Origin of the sequence: Alcanivorax sp. (assembly GCF_040118815.1) — a bacterium.
Taxonomy (GTDB): domain Bacteria; phylum Pseudomonadota; class Gammaproteobacteria; order Pseudomonadales; family Alcanivoracaceae; genus Alcanivorax.
Genome location: NZ_JBEDTC010000001.1, coordinates 562178 through 576215, shown reverse-complemented (window position 1 = coordinate 576215; position 14038 = coordinate 562178). Strand labels below are relative to the sequence as shown.

11 protein-coding genes are annotated in these 14038 nt (G+C 57.4%); 6 read left to right on the top strand and 5 right to left on the bottom strand.

What is annotated here, in order from left to right:
- The first annotated feature begins 44 nt into the window (after positions 1-44).
- The 6 genes from ABNH18_RS02630 (at position 45) to ABNH18_RS02605 (ending at position 7846) form a co-directional block, all read left to right on the top strand.
- A complete protein-coding gene (locus ABNH18_RS02630; protein WP_349381322.1) occupies positions 45-512 on the top strand; it encodes a MaoC family dehydratase in 468 nt (155 codons plus the stop codon).
- 100 nt (positions 513-612) lie between these two features.
- Positions 613-1533: an SDR family oxidoreductase gene (locus ABNH18_RS02625; protein ID WP_349381321.1), complete on the top strand. Its 921-nt coding sequence runs from the start codon at positions 613-615 to the stop codon at positions 1531-1533.
- 166 nt (positions 1534-1699) lie between these two features.
- Positions 1700-2905: an acetyl-CoA C-acyltransferase gene (locus tag ABNH18_RS02620; RefSeq protein ID WP_349381320.1), complete on the top strand. Its 1206-nt coding sequence runs from the start codon at positions 1700-1702 to the stop codon at positions 2903-2905.
- Positions 2906-3665: 760 nt separating this feature from the next.
- A complete protein-coding gene (locus ABNH18_RS02615; protein ID WP_349381319.1) occupies positions 3666-5435 on the top strand; it encodes a DUF1302 domain-containing protein in 1770 nt (589 codons plus the stop codon).
- Between the two features lie 54 nt (positions 5436-5489).
- The gene (locus ABNH18_RS02610) at positions 5490-6110 is read left to right on the top strand and encodes a hypothetical protein (protein WP_349381318.1); all 621 of its coding nucleotides are present in this window, start codon (positions 5490-5492) and stop codon (positions 6108-6110) included.
- Positions 6111-6781: 671 nt separating this feature from the next.
- A complete protein-coding gene (locus tag ABNH18_RS02605) occupies positions 6782-7846 on the top strand; it encodes a 3-deoxy-7-phosphoheptulonate synthase (protein ID WP_349381317.1) in 1065 nt (354 codons plus the stop codon).
- Between the two features lie 252 nt (positions 7847-8098).
- On the opposite strand, the gene ABNH18_RS02600 is transcribed toward ABNH18_RS02605, so the two are convergent.
- The 5 genes from ABNH18_RS02600 to zipA all read right to left on the bottom strand — a co-directional run bounded on the left by ABNH18_RS02600 (position 8099) and on the right by zipA (position 14002).
- Complete coding sequence (locus tag ABNH18_RS02600; protein WP_349381316.1) at positions 8099-9004, bottom strand: PhzF family phenazine biosynthesis protein; 906 nt, start codon at positions 9002-9004, stop codon at positions 8099-8101.
- Positions 9005-9298: 294 nt separating this feature from the next.
- Entirely contained in the window at positions 9299-9727 is a 429-nt protein-coding gene (locus ABNH18_RS02595; RefSeq protein WP_007148883.1) for a hypothetical protein, read from the bottom strand.
- A gap of 134 nt (positions 9728-9861) precedes the next feature.
- The gene (locus ABNH18_RS02590; RefSeq protein WP_349381315.1) at positions 9862-10446 is read right to left on the bottom strand and encodes a transglycosylase SLT domain-containing protein; all 585 of its coding nucleotides are present in this window, start codon (positions 10444-10446) and stop codon (positions 9862-9864) included.
- Positions 10443-12776 (bottom strand): NAD-dependent DNA ligase LigA, encoded by a 2334-nt coding sequence (gene ligA / locus ABNH18_RS02585; RefSeq protein ID WP_349381314.1) that lies wholly within the window; start codon positions 12774-12776, stop codon positions 10443-10445. Before ligA ends, ABNH18_RS02590 begins: the two co-directional genes overlap by 4 nt.
- 278 nt (positions 12777-13054) lie before the next feature.
- Positions 13055-14002 (bottom strand): cell division protein ZipA, encoded by a 948-nt coding sequence (zipA, locus tag ABNH18_RS02580; protein WP_349381313.1) that lies wholly within the window; start codon positions 14000-14002, stop codon positions 13055-13057.
- Between the last annotated feature and the right edge of the window lie 36 nt (positions 14003-14038).

Genomic DNA, 14038 nt, shown 5'->3' with positions numbered 1-14038 from the left:
TAAGGCTCGGCAACGGTTATTCGAGCCATTAACGGGAGAGCACCATGAGCAAACCAGAAACCAGCATCGAAGAGCTGCAAGCCAACGTTGGCAAGAATGTTGGCGAGTCTCAATGGCGCACCGTCGACCAACAACGTATCGACGGCTTTGCCGAATTAACCGAAGACCCGCAATGGATCCATACCGATCCTGAACGCGCTGCCAAGGAAAGCCCTTTTGGAGCCACTATCGCTCACGGTTTTCTGTCCCTTTCGCTGCTGTCTGCCATGGCCATCGACGTGCTGCCCACCATCAAGGGGCAAGTGATGGGCATCAACTATGGTTTCGACAAGGTGCGCTTCATGAATCCCGTCCGTGAAGGCAGCAAAATCCGTGGCGCCTTCACCCTTCTGGAAGTCAAACAGCGCTCTGACAACGAATGGCAACTGCGCCACGGCGTGCAGATTGAAATTGAAGGCCAGGAAAAACCCGCCCTGATCGCAGAATGGTTGAGCCTGGCAATCGTCAAATAACCGTCGCGAGCGACGAGCTGCGAGTAGCGAAAACCAAAGCTCGGTTTCAGTCTTCTTTGCGCTCCTCTCAACTCGGTACTTTTCTTTAGGAGTAATAAACATGGCAATTCGTTTTGATGATCAGGTGGCCATCGTCACCGGCGCGGGCAACGGCCTGGGCAAATCTCACGCCCTGGAACTGGCTAAACTCGGCGCCAACGTGGTGGTCAACGATTTCGGGGGCGCCCGCGATGGTAGCGGCGGCTCCAGCGAAGCCGCCGAACAGGTTGTTGCCGAGATCAAGGCCGCCGGTGGCGACGCCATTGCCAACGGTGCCGACGTGTCTGACGTAACTCAGGTTGAGGCCATGGTTAAACAGGTTATGGACACCTGGGGCCGCATCGACGTGCTGATCAACAACGCCGGCATTCTGCGCGACAAGAGCTTCGTCAAAATGACCCAGGACGACTGGGATAAGGTCGTTGCCGTTCACCTCACCGGCTCTCAAATTTGCAGCAAGGCCGTTTGGCCAATCATGCGCGAACAAGGCTATGGCCGCATCGTGATGACCACCTCCACTTCCGGCTTGTATGGCAACTTCGGCCAGGCAAACTACGGCGCCGCCAAGACCGCCGTCGCAGGGCTGATGAACACCCTGTGTCTGGAAGGTGAGAAGTACAACATCAAGGTGAACTGTATCGCCCCCACCGCCGCCACCCGCATGACCGAAGACCTGATGCCCCCGGAAGTGTTGGCCATGCTGGAGCCCAAGGAAATCACCCCGGCAGTGTTGTTCCTGGCAAGCAATGAGGCCCCCACTCACCGCATCCTGCTGGCCGGTGCCGGTTGTTATGCCATGGTTCGCCTGATGGAAAGCGAAGGCGTTTACCTGAATGACGAAGAGCGTAATGTGGATGGCGTTGCTGCCCACTTCGAACAAATCGGCAACATGGACAACGCCAGCGAAATGATGGCCGGCGGCGATCACGTGACCAAAATTTTGACCATGGCGGCCAAGGCCAAAGGCATCAAGCTGGGTTAAAGGACAGAAGCGAGTGGCGAGTGCCGAGTTACGAAAAGCAAAACCAGGCGGTAAACGTCTTTGGGTTTTGTACGTCGAAACTCGGCACTCGTCACTCGCTTCTCACATACTTTAGGCTGCTGCACACTCCCCTCACAGCAGCCCTTATCTGGACCAGGAGAGAGCAATGACCAGAGAAGCCGTAATCGTATCCACCGCCCGTACTCCCATTGGCAAAGCCTACCGCGGTGCCTTCAACGACACCCAGGCCCAGGCCTTGGGTGGCCATGCCATCAAGCACGCGGTTGAGCGTGCCGGCATCGACCCGTCGTCCATTCAGGACGTGATCATGGGTGCTGCCCTGCAGCAAGGCAGCACCGGCGGCAACGTGGCTCGCCAGGCGGCCCTGCGCGCCGGCCTGCCCACTAGCGTCTCAGGCATGAGCATGGACCGTCAGTGCGCCTCCGGCCTGATGGCCATCGCCACTGCCGCCAAGGAAATCATCGTTGATAACATGGACGTGGCCGTGGCCGGTGGCCTGGAATCCATTTCCCTGGTTCAAAACGACAAGATGAACACCTTCCGCGCCGCCGATCCGTGGCTGAAAGAACACCGCCCGGATATCTACATGTCCATGCTGGAAACCGCCGAAATTGTCGCAGACCGCTATAACGTGTCTCGCGACAGCCAGGACGAATACGCCTTCCAGTCACAAATGCGCACAGCCGCCGCCCAGGAAGCCGGTAAGTTTGATGATGAAATCGCACCCATGACCAGCGTCATGAAAGTGATGAACAAAGAAACCAAGGAAATTTCCGACGTGGAAGTGACCCTGGAAAAAGATGAAGGCAACCGTCCGCAAACCACCCTGGAAGGGCTGCAGTCTCTGCAACCGGTATTCAAAGGCGGTCAGCAGGTGCAGGAAGGCGGCTTTATTACCGCCGGCAACGCCTCCCAGCTATCTGACGGTGCCAGCGCCTGCGTACTCATGGACAGCAAGGAAGCCGAACGGCTCGGCCTGCAGCCACTGGGCGCCTACCGTGGTATGGCCGTAGCCGGTTGTGACCCCGACGAGATGGGCATCGGCCCGGTGTATGCGGTGCCTAAACTGCTCAAGCGTTTCGGTCTGACCGTCGATGACATCGGCCTCTGGGAGCTGAACGAAGCGTTCGCCAGCCAGTGCCTGTACAGCCGGGACACCCTCGGCATCGACCCGGAAAAATACAACGTCAACGGCGGCGCCATCTCCATTGGCCACCCCTACGGCATGTCCGGGGCCCGCATGACCGGCCACGCCCTGATCGAAGGCAAACGCCGTGGCGTGAAGTATGTGGTGGTCACCATGTGTATCGGTGGCGGCATGGGTGCAGCAGGCCTGTTTGAAGTGTTCTAAATGGAATCGCGCTGATTCTGTTTCCCCTTAGGGGCACCGCCTGGTGCCCCTTTTTTTGGTTCATCGCGGATTACACTGGTTGTGCCTGATTGATCGCAGAGTGGCCAGAAATGCATGCGGTGCTGGATGCCTGACGCCGGCAACGTGCGAGGCATTCGCGATAAACCAAGCCCCCTGAAAACGTGATGTTCCCTCAAATCCGCGAAGAACCTTATTGGCCGTTCTGCGGCCGCAACACGATTTACGCAGCATGCAACACGCCAGGCCAGGGCACCTCTTCGCCGCCTTTCCTTCACCCTGGAGAGAACTGCCTCACAATCATTAAAAAATGTGTCAGAAAACAAAAAAACACTAAAAAATGAAACCGTTTTTTGCCTGTTACTCTAAGTAACGGATTAGGCCAAAAGGTAAACACATGTAGAACATCCGTATCCTTTCCTCTTATCCCAAACCCGGCACCTGGGACGTTTGCGACACAAATCGAGCTGATTCCGCCATCACATGCGAACAGCACGTTAATCACGTCTAATTTCTTTCACTTTGGTCGCCTTGACCACATACCAGAGGGTATGTATGAATTGATTACAGCCTGTCGATTTTCAGAATCATGGTTCAAAAAAGAATTCCACAATCTTCAGTGCAAAGGATTCAGCGCCCGGAAGGGACCGGGCGGATTATGCAAAGTGCGCTACAACACGCGCTTACAACAAAAACGGAATGTCTGCCCGGTTCATCCCCGGTGCAGTGGGAGAGCAAAATAATGCGAAACAAAGCAATCGCTGTTGGTTACAGCAGTGCCCTGGTTTTGGGCCTGCTGTCAGCCACAGCGCCGGCAATGGCCGGCGGTGAATACAAGTTCAACGATGACTTCAGTGCCAAATGGAATCTGAAGGCCTCCGTGGGCGCCATCTCCCGGATGGAATCTGCCAGCAAGGAAAACCTGTTCGCCGGTGACACCCCCGGCGGCACCTCAGGCTCTGCCGTATCTGATGACGGCAACCTGAACTATGACGGCGGTGAAGTGGTTTCCTCCGTGGTCAAGGCCATCGGTGACTTCAACCTGCAGTACAAAAACTACGGCCTCTTCGTACAGGCCAAGACCTGGTACGACTACACCCAAAAGGAAGGCTATGTTCCCCATGGCAACTACCCCAATGAATTCCAGGGGGGAAAGCTGAGCGACGACGGCTTCCATCGCAATTCCCAGTTCCAGGGCGCAACGTTCCAGCAGGTCTTTGCCCACGGCACTTTCCAGGTGAACGAACAACCCCTGAAAGTGGCAGCAGGTCGTAAACTGCTCCTGTGGGGCCGTAGCCTTTATTCACGCGGCTCCTTCAGCTCACTGAATGCGGTCGACCTGGCCGCATTGCACCGCCCGGGGTCGGAATACACGGAATTTCTGACGCCCTCTGGCATGGTCACCGTGGATTACAACTTCACTGACCGTCTGAGCATGAAGTCTTTCTACCAGTATGAATGGCGTGCGGCGAATCTGGACGGTTGCGGGACCTTTTTCTCTACCCTGGACAACACCGCACTGGGTTGTGATGCCACCTTCTCCAGCTCCGCCGTCATCCCGAACCAGAATGCCTACAACGCCGGTACCTACATTCCCCGCAGGGATGAAAATGAGCCCAAGGACGGCGGCCAGTATGGCCTGAAGTTTGACTATGCGTTCCCGGAATCCAAGGCCAAGATCGGCACCTACTTCTTCAATTATCACAGCCGACTGCCTTACTACTCGGTGACCAAGGAAGACAGCCCGCTCGCCCAAGGGATCAACCCTCCGAACAACAATATCGCCTACTTCTATGAATACCCGGAAGACATTCAGGTATTCGGTCTCACCGCCGACAAGACCTTTGAAGGCGTGGGCAACCTGGCGCTGAACCTGAGCTACCTGCCGGACATGCCGATCCAGATCAATACCCCGGACATGACCACGGCTCGCGTACTGGAAGCCAACGGCGTTCCAGCTGCGGCAGCTTCAGGGTTCGCGACCATTCCACAGGGAACCATCGATTACGTCTACAACTCCGGGAGCGAAGTACACGGCTTTGAGGAGTTTGACATTCAGCGTGCCGAGCTGGCCTTCACCACCATTATTCCGAAGTTGATGGGCGCGCAGAAAACCGTCGTTTCCATGCAGGTGGGCTCGGAATTTATTCCTGATCTACCCAAGCAGGACCAGATGCGCTTCCGTCGTCACACCAACTTTGGTGTCGGCGAACTGGGAGAAGACGGTTATGTCACCGACTTCAGCTGGGGCTATCAGCTGAGCCTGACCTCCACCTACGCCAACGCCATCGGCGCGGTCACCCTGACACCCGGCCTGACGTTCAGCCACGGTGTGGAAGGTTACTCCAGCGATGATGCCATGCAGGAAGATGCCCGTACCGTGGGCGTGAGCATGGGCATGGCCTACAAGAAACTCAGCGCCAACCTGTCCTACACGACCTACAACGATGAAGAGTACAGCGTGGTCGAAGACCGGGACTACCTGTCCCTGAGCACCAGCTACAACTTCTAAAACGGATAGTGAAACAGCCGGTTACGGCCGGCTTTTCTCAAGAGGATGGAAACCATGAAAAAACTGCAATTTACCCTGGTGGCCCTGTTCGCTGTACTGCTTACAGCCTGTGCTAGCGGCTACCATGACACCAAAGTCATCAGCGCTGAATCCGGCTCCCAGGCCACGCCCAAAGGCCCATACCAGTCCTTGGTCGTTGGCGTGCTGGTAGACCACGAACTGCGCGAACATCTGGAAGATGCCATCGTCGCCAAGTTTGCCACCATGGGCGTCAAAGCCACCGCTGCCTACACCGTTTATGGCGACAAGGGCGTAGAAGGCAAAAGCCTGGACTACCTGGCCAAACGCATGAAGGACAACGGTTTCGATAGTGCCCTGGCCATCCACCTGGAAGACCAGACCACTGAAACCACGGAAGTCAAAGGTGACCCTGGCGTAGCCATCCCTGCCAGTGCAGGCATGACCATGACACCGCAGGTTTACAGCCCGGACTTCTTTATCAGCGAAGACATCTATACCGCTCGCCTGGAACTGTGGGACGTGGACCAAAAAGCCATTGTCTGGACCGGTAAGACCGTCAGCTTTAACACCGGCGGCTTCAAAGGTCTGGAAAAAGGCGCAGACCACTATGCCAAAACCATTACCAATGCGATCCAGGATGCCAACATTTTCTGATTCTGTTTTCTCCGACTTGTCTTGCTGACTTGTCTTAACAGTGGATTGTCTCCACCTTCCTCGCCCACTTCGGTGGGCGTTTTTTTGTCGCTCTGCGACCGCAGCATGCTTCACGCTGCATGCAACACGCTAAATACCTGATCGTCCTGCTACGCCTGATTGCGGTGGACCCGAAAACGCTACCCGCATCCAGAAATAGCCACCGGCTATCGTGCGGTATGGTCCCAGCCTCTTGCACCCTTCACACGCTGCCGCTACTCTTTAGCCTTCAATGAAGCAAATTTAAGAGACATGACCATGCACGCAGCACAGCTCAACACACACATCCTGACTGGCCCAGTGGCCGGTATGGCTGTGTCTGCTGCGTCTTATTACGGGTATTGGTTTAGCCGCTCGCGCGCCTGACCGTTACTCAGGCGCGCCCGTTAAGGGACGCCTGCCGAATACACGAAACCCCGGCCGGTAACCCGCCCGGGGTTTTTTATTGCCCTGACAAACAGACAAATGCAGCAGACAGCATCCAGAGGACAGCACCATGTATCACTATTACCCGAACCGCCTGACCACCCGATTTAGCCGCTGGCTGCACCCGCACAGCACGCAACACAGCATCAAGAAGCGATCGACGAATCACGCGCGACGATAACGCGCCGACGCCACAAGGAAAGACCATGCAACAGGTAAACACGCAACAGACAGAGACAACCGACAGCCCCATCCGCGATCGTCAGGCCGCTCCGCGACGTAGCCTGCCACTGCCCTCCCCCACGGTGCTGCGTGAGCGCCTGCCGGTGGATGCCGCCCTTGCCGCGCAGATTGAGCAGCAGCGCCAGACCATTCGCAACATTCTCAATGGCGAAGACCCGCGCTTGCTGGTGATCACCGGGCCCTGCTCCCTCCACGATCCCAAATCGGCCCTGGAATACGGCCACCGCTTGGCGGATCTGGCCACGCAGCTGGACGACAAAATCTTCATCGCCATGCGCGCCTACGTGGAAAAGCCGCGTACTACCGTGGGCTGGAAAGGGATGCTCTACGACCCGCACCTGGACGGCAGCAACGATATCGCCACCGGCTTGAATGTCTCCCGCCACCTGCTGCTGGATCTGGCACGGCTGGGTTTGCCGCTCGCCACAGAGCTGCTACACCCCATGGCCGCCGATTACCTGGGCGACCTGCTGAGCTGGGCCGCCATCGGTGCGCGCACCACCGAATCGCAGATTCACCGGGAAATGGTCAGCGGCCTGCCGCTACCTGTGGGATTCAAGAACGGAACGGATGGCAGCACCGGCGTGGCCTGCGATGCCATGGGGGCGGCCATTCATCCGCACACCCACCTGGGCATGGACGAGCACGGCCGCAGCGCGCTGGTGCAAACCGCCGGCAACCCGGACACCCACCTGGTGTTACGCGGTGGCCACGACGGCCCCAACTACGATGCCGACAGCGTGGAGCGCGCCACCGCCGCACTCCAGGCCAAAGGCTGCAACCCGCGCCTGATCGTGGACTGCAGCCACGCCAACAGCGGCAAGGACCCACTGCGGCAGCCGGCAGTGTTACAGGATCTGTTGCAGCAACGGGCGCAGGGGCAAACCGCCATTGCCGGCGTCATGCTGGAAAGCCATCTGCACGATGGCAGGCAAGGCCAGGAGAAACCGCTTCAATACGGCCTTTCCATCACCGATGGCTGCCTGGGATGGGACAAGACCCGGTCAGAACTGTGTGCGATTGGATAAAATGAAACGGGATAAGAGGAGAACCACACTCCTCCCACTGCGGGAGGGGTGTGACGTGAACCTTGCAGGCACCGCTTGCGCTGCCATACTTTAATGATTCTCAGGGCCGACCACTCCGCAAGGAACCCCTCATGCTCAACAATCTGACTCTCGACCAACTCATCACGGCCTTCGTCGTTTTCCTTGGCGTGATCGCCACCGTGGCATTCATCGTCTACCTGAAAAATCGCTCCGACAACGAGTAACTCCGAGTCAGGAATAGAGCAACGACCCGACCCCCATCTTGATCACGTTGCCACCAATGCGGCAACGCACTTCCTTGCCAGGGCGCTTATCGAACTCCGCATGCAGAATGCTCTTGCGCGTCTCGTGGCTGCCCCGATCCACAGACAGGGTATGCGTACCCGGTGCTGCCTCACCCTGCTCAGCCAGGTAGGCGATAAACTCCGGCATTACCGCCCCGATGGGCGGAAACGCATCGCGCGGCAATGACGGGTTAAGCAAGCGACCGTGAAATTCCGTGAAGCCGGTGATAGTCCCCGGTGCAAACAGAAACAACTCCGAGGTATAAACATCACCGAACAAATCCGACCAGCGCTCCGGGTTCAGGCTGGCCGCCAGTACATGCTCCGGCTTGGTAAACGGAACGATCAGTGTGGGCTTGTCTACGCTCACCACCATCGGTTTGTACTTGCTGAAAGAAATGTGTTTTTCATCGATATTGAGCGCGGCAGCCAGGCGTGGAATTTCCGGGGTGTAGCGATCCAGGGTCGGCGTCAGCACCCGGGCAAACTGAATGGCGCCGGGCGCGGTATCGCCCTTATCAATAAAGCTCTCGATCAACTGTTCGTTTTGCTTGAGTAGAAACGACGCAAACTCGCCCTCATCTTTTGCCATTCCCATTTCATAAGCCACATAGGACGCTGCCAAAATGGTATGGGCACCGAACAACTGCCTGCCCCTGCTGTTGAACACCGTCACCGGCGACGCGCTGTTTCCCGGCTCGATAAACACCGTTTCGGTTTGCTGAAATTCACTGGCAATGGCCATTTTACTGGCATCACTACTGTTAGCTGCATCCAGCGTAACCACGGGAACCTGAGTGCCCTGAAATGGTGCGCCTGCAAATACATCAAGCAACGAATAATCGAGAGCCATCATCCTCACCTTTTTTATAATCGTCTCCCTCGACTATGCCGCAAGGGGATAAGAATGCAATCACAGAAAAGGGAAAAAACGACAAAGAGAAAGGGGTATTAACGTAGGTCGAATTAGGCCGAAGGCCGTAATCCGACACTGGATTATTACCGCGAAATACGAAACAAGATGTCGGGTTACGGCTACGCCTAACACGACCTACAAGGAGAGCCGATGGAGCGACCCAGGCGCTATGGTCTATAGGCCTAAGGTCGTAATGCAACACTCAACGGAATCGTTACCGCACGAAAAAATTCAGGCTATAGCCCCTTCGCGAGCCCACTCACAGCGTACCCGCAAGGGGGCATCAGAGGGTTCGTGATAGACATCGGCGCTATCCCACACGAACGTATGAAACCCGGACAATTCGGTTTCCAAGTGCACCACCGCATTCACCCAGTACATGTTCTTTAGCAGGGATTCAAACTTGGCGATCCAATGTTCCCACTCGTACTCCACCGCCCGGTAAGACATGCCGAAATGGATCACCTGAGTCTGGAACGTCCCGCCCATCAGATCATCTCCCGGCACGGAAAACATTTCCCGGCACAGAAACGGCCACTCATCCGCCTGAGGCAATTGTCGAATGGCTTTACGGTTCTGAAAACAGCTAGTCTTGCGCTCCTGCAAATTGCCAAACGGCAAATGCTTGATGCAACCGTAAACGATGGATTCGTTATCCAAAAAACACCCCGAGAAATCAGCTACAAGCTACAAGCTTACAGCGACAAGTAAAAATCAAGAACCATTCAAATCAAACCAAGTCACAAGGACGGAACTTTTCTATTTTTCCTAATCCAATCCAGCGTAGCTCGTAGCTACCCCCTGCCACATCCCTGCATCTGCTGCTGATACCGGTTCGCCATGGATGCGGTGCGTTGAGCGGCGCCTTTCATCCATTTGTTGTTTTTCCAGGTACCGCGGGCATAGCCTCCGTGGCCGGCGTAGTAGTTGAGGTACAGGTTGTAGGTATCGTTACGGGCCACGCCGTTTTTCTTGTAACTTTGGTAGTGATACCAGCCGACAAATTGCACCGCATCCTTGAAGTCGTCCCGGTCCGCGCCACGGCGGCCAGTTGCGTCCTTGTACCAGTCCCAGGTGCCATCCAGCGCCTGGGGATACCCATAGGCCGACGACGGGCGTTTCCAGGGAATAAAGCCGAGGAGCTTGGTCCGCGGCGGCTTGGCCTTGGCATTGAAACCCGATTCCTTGTAGATGGTGGCCATCAGCACCGGCACCGGCACGCCGTATTCCTTCTCGGCATTCTTGGCGTATTTATACCAGTTGTTGAACCACCCACCACGCTGGTCGAATATCGCACAGACATCGTCGGTGTGGGTTGGCGTGCCGGCACAGCCACCCAGGCTCAACACTGCCAATAAACAGACCAGCCAGACTTTCATAACGCTCCCGGATCGATACCGTGCTCGGTGAATATGGACAGTAGCGCGACTTCGTCGCACACCTCAACGCCTAAAGACTCCGCTTTGGCCAGCTTGGAGCCCGCTGCGGCGCCCGCCACCACCATGCTAGTGTTTTTGGACACCGATCCCGCCACTTTCGCTCCCAGTTGCTGCAACGACTGTTTCGCCTGGTCGCGAGTGAGCTGCTCCAGCGTACCGGTCAGCACCCAGGTTTGCCCTTCCAGCGGCCGACTCTCCGCTTGGGCCGGTGCGCGGGCAGCCAATGCTGTGACTTGATCCTCTGCATCCTGTAAGCGGTCTTGCCAGTCGTTTTCCACCAGCGCCTTGGCCAGCTGCGTCATGACACCGGAACGCACGCCCTTGAGTTCGGCTCCCGCGCCTTCTGTCGCGGCCGTGCTTAATTCAGCCACACTGCGGAAATGCCCACCGAGGGTTTCCAGTGTCTTGTCGCCAATGCCTTCAAGATTCATGCCCAGCCGCTTGGCAGATTTCAGTAATTGCGCCAGCGTCAGGCTGTTAACGAAGGCCGCCGAGGGAACGCCGCTGGCTTGCGGCGCCACCCCTTCCGAGAGCAGGCCATCGATGACCGCCTCGTTATCTGCTTCGGCAAAGAAGGCACCGATGGCCTTGGCCACTTCCATGCCCACATCCGGCACCGCCAGCAACAACAACAACGGGGCGCGACGGATGCCGTCCAGATCACCAAAGCAGTCCGCCAGGTTTTTGGCGGTCTCTTCACCAATCTGCAAAATGCCCAGAGCAAACAGGAAACGGCCCAGCCCCACGGTTTTGGAATCGTTCAGAGCTTCAATCAGGTTATCCGCGGATTTTTCGCCCATGCGCTCCAGGCCCGCCACCTGCTCGGCTTTCAAGCGGTACAGGTCGGCAATGGTAGCAATCAGTTCCTGATCCACCAGCGCATCCACCAGCTTGTCACCGAGCCCATCGATATCCATGGCCCGGCGGGACGCAAAATGCTTGATGGCTTCACGCTGCTGGGCACCACAGATCAGACCGCCGGTACAGCGAGCCACGACTTGATCATCGCCACGGAGAATCTCACTGCCGCACACCGGACAGGCCGGTGGCAGAGAAATCGCCTGTGCCTCTGCCGGCCGCCGTTCTGGCAGCGCCCGCACCACCTTGGGAATCACATCCCCGGCCCGGTACACCACCACGGTATCGCCTATGCGGATATCCAGGCGCTGAATTTCATCAATGTTGTGCAGTGTGGCATTGCTGACAATCACCCCGCCCACATGCACCGGTTCCAGCCGTGCCACCGGGGTCAGTGCGCCAGTGCGGCCCACTTGCCAGTCCACACCATTAAGCACGGTGAGTTCTTCCTGGGCGGGAAACTTGTGGGCGATAGCCCAACGCGGCGCGCGGCTGACAAAGCCCAGGTCCTCTTGCCAGTCGAAACGGTCCACTTTGTAGACCACGCCATCAATGTCGTAATCCAGATGATCGCGTTTTTCCAAAATGCCTTGATAGAAAGTCAGCAAGGCGTCGACTCCGTGGCAGACACGAACTTCCGGGTTTACGCGCAGTCCCCAATCACGCAAAGCATCCAGCATGGCCGAATGCGTGGGCGGCTGCTCCCAGCCCCCAAGCTGAGCCATGGAGTAGGCATAAAATTCCAGCGGCCGTTCGGCGGTAATCCGGGAATCCAGCTGACGCAGGCTGCCCGCCGCCGCATTACGCGGGTTGGCAAAGACTTTCAGCCCGGCTGCTTCCTGGCGGGCGTTCAACGCCGCGAAGCCGCCGTGCGGCATCACCACTTCGCCGCGCACCTCCAGGCGTGCGGGCAACGCATTGCCACGAAGCTTGAGGGGCACCGAGCGGATGGTCCGGGCATTAACAGTAATATTCTCGCCGGTCTGACCATCGCCCCGAGTGGCAGCCCGCACCAACTCACCGTTTTCGTACAGCAGCGACACCGCCAATCCGTCCAGCTTCGGTTCGGCCACGTAATCAACGGTCTCATTCACATCCAGGCGTTCGCGAATGCGCTTGTTAAAGGCCCGCAGGTCATCATCATCGAAGGCGTTGTCCAGGCTCAGCATGGGCACTTCGTGCGGTACCTGCTCAAAGGCGTCCAACGGCACATCCCCCACTCGCTGGGTGGGGGAATCCGCCGTGATCAAATCCGGGTATTGGGCTTCCAGGTCTTTCAGGGCACGAAACGCCCGATCGTACTCGGCATCCGGCACCGCCGGGTCATCCTGTACGTAATAGCGGTAGGACCAGTCGTTAAGCTGATCGCGAAGGTGTTGGGCTTGCTGGGAAGGGTCGTTGTTATTCGTCACAGTGATCGCAGCGGTGAGAGTTTAGTGATTGAAAGGATCGGCTGAGTTGAAAGTGTAAAGTTCAAAGTTGAAACGCGGGATGTCGCCGTGTTTTCGGAAATGCCTTGCCCGCGATTGCCGGCGATGATGCCAACCAGGCCTTGAGGATCACCCGATTTGGCTTTTCCTTTTCAACTTTAAACTTTCAACGCTGAACGGCTTCTGGCGGAGATCGGCATTCGCCGATTCCCGCCCTACGATTCCGGTTTTCACTCGTCGCTAGCAGCTAATAGCTGCCTTTAAGCGCTCGGCACCCGCTGGCGACGCTCGAATTCCTGCACGCGCTGGCGCAGGTGCTCCATGGTCTGCGGGGTCAGCACGCTGTGCTGTTCATCTTTCAGTTCACCGTCCAGCTCAGAAGCGAGGCGCTGACAAATGGATAACATCTTGTCCAGGGCGCCAATCGCGTCAGTGGGCCCCGGTAATTTAAGGAAGAAGGTCACGCCGGCAAAGGTTTTGTCTTCCATGGTATCCAGATCGAACGTGCCCGGCTCCACCGCATTAGCCATGGAGAACTGCAGTTCATCAGTATCTTGCACGCTCACATGACGGTGAAAAATATTCATGCGCCCGTAGCGCAGGCCCGCTTCCAGCAACATGCGCAGCAGGGCACTGCCTTCAAACGGCGCGCCACGGTGTGCAATCAGGTGCACCACGATCACTTCCAGTACGGGCTGGGGTTCACGGGGCGCCTTGGGGGCCGGCCGGGGTTCTACCCGCGTTTCTTGACGGGGTTCCTGCCGCGGAGCTACACGAGGCGCCGGGGCCGGCTCTGGTTCCGGTTCAGGCGGTTTTTCCGCTACCGGTTTTGTCGGCACCGGAGCGGGCTCGACGTCAGGCTCCGGGGCACGCTCCGGCTGGGGCTCAGGATTCTGTTCACCGTCGAACAGGCTTTGCTGTTCTGCAGTACGGCCTTCAGCAGCCGCTTCATCGGGCTCCATCACCATGGGCGGGCGCTCATCCTGCTCCGCCTCTTCCATGGCTCGGCGGATCACCCGAGCAGAACCAATCAGCTCCGGGTTGTAACCACTACTCTCTTCTTCCTCCGACTGATCGCGGTAGCGCGGGTCGATACGCATGCGTAACCGCCCGTGCCGCTCCCGAATCATCCGCCGCACGCCGTCGGCCAGAATCAGCAGAATCAGAATAACCAGAATGCCAATCAATGTTTCCAGGTTTAGGCCCATTGCCTCTTCTTCCTTGCTTGTGCTGAAGTGCCGCTG

Bases quoted from the DNA above. Each gene is read 5' to 3' on its own strand.
- ABNH18_RS02630 (WP_349381322.1), top strand. From the start codon at position 45: ATGAGCAAACCAGAAACCAGCATCGAAGAGCTGCAAGCCAACGTTGGC.
- ABNH18_RS02625 (WP_349381321.1), top strand. From the start codon at position 613: ATGGCAATTCGTTTTGATGATCAGGTGGCCATCGTCACCGGCGCGGGC.
- ABNH18_RS02620 (WP_349381320.1), top strand. From the start codon at position 1,700: ATGACCAGAGAAGCCGTAATCGTATCCACCGCCCGTACTCCCATTGGC.
- ABNH18_RS02615 (WP_349381319.1), top strand. From the start codon at position 3,666: ATGCGAAACAAAGCAATCGCTGTTGGTTACAGCAGTGCCCTGGTTTTG.
- ABNH18_RS02610 (WP_349381318.1), top strand. From the start codon at position 5,490: ATGAAAAAACTGCAATTTACCCTGGTGGCCCTGTTCGCTGTACTGCTT.
- ABNH18_RS02605 (WP_349381317.1), top strand. From the start codon at position 6,782: ATGCAACAGGTAAACACGCAACAGACAGAGACAACCGACAGCCCCATC.
- ABNH18_RS02600 (WP_349381316.1), bottom strand. From the start codon at position 9,004: ATGGCTCTCGATTATTCGTTGCTTGATGTATTTGCAGGCGCACCATTT.
- ABNH18_RS02590 (WP_349381315.1), bottom strand. From the start codon at position 10,446: ATGAAAGTCTGGCTGGTCTGTTTATTGGCAGTGTTGAGCCTGGGTGGC.
- zipA (WP_349381313.1), bottom strand. From the start codon at position 14,002: ATGGGCCTAAACCTGGAAACATTGATTGGCATTCTGGTTATTCTGATT.